This window comes from Vibrio sp. 05-20-BW147 (genome assembly GCF_013369385.1).
GTDB lineage: Bacteria > Pseudomonadota > Gammaproteobacteria > Enterobacterales > Vibrionaceae > Vibrio > Vibrio floridensis.
This window is the reverse complement of record NZ_SZTO01000093.1, coordinates 1-569: the sequence shown is the minus strand read 5'-3', so window position 1 is coordinate 569 and position 569 is coordinate 1. Positions and strand designations below refer to the sequence as shown.

At 43.1% G+C, this 569-nt stretch carries 1 protein-coding gene; it reads left to right on the top strand.

From position 1 onward, the window contains the following. The first annotated feature begins 53 nt into the window (after positions 1–53). Positions 54–527 (top strand): helicase, encoded by a 474-nt coding sequence (locus tag FC652_RS20190; RefSeq protein ID WP_176299911.1) that lies wholly within the window; start codon positions 54–56, stop codon positions 525–527. The last annotated feature ends 42 nt before the right edge of the window (positions 528–569 follow it).

The following is a 569-nucleotide window of genomic DNA, read 5'->3' as shown; positions in this document are numbered from 1 at the left end:
TGCGTGCCTGCGCCCCTTAACGCGGCGTTATGCACTTATAGAAAGGGACGGTCGTGATAGTTAGAAAGTGGACCTTTGAGGTTGGTGGAAAAACAAAAGATGAACTGTTGTTAAAGCTCTCAGAGAACAAAATTAGCTTCAACGCTTATGGAATACTTCTATTTATGTCAGAGCACTTCCTTACCAATAAAAAGCCCAAAAATGTAACAGTAGTCGCCTTAAGAGTTGATGAACTTGGGTTTGAGGCGGGGGCTATTTATTCGGATATCATTGATGCAGCAATTTCTCGAGGTTTACAGCTTTGCTCCTTGGAGTTAGCTGTGAGTTTACGATTGCATCATTTAAAACAACCAGATGGTAATCAAATCACTGTTGCTTCACGTGCGGTCTTTGATGACGTAAATTATCCAAACGGTTTTTACCTGAGAGCTAATTGCGAAGAACTTTGGCTTAGAGGTTATCGCGCTAGCGACGATTGGGTTTGGGAAGCCGATAGTCTTTTCGCTTTTGTAGAACCACGTGCATAACAAGGCGTTTAAGCGGGATTCATGCCGCGTGGCATTTTTGGT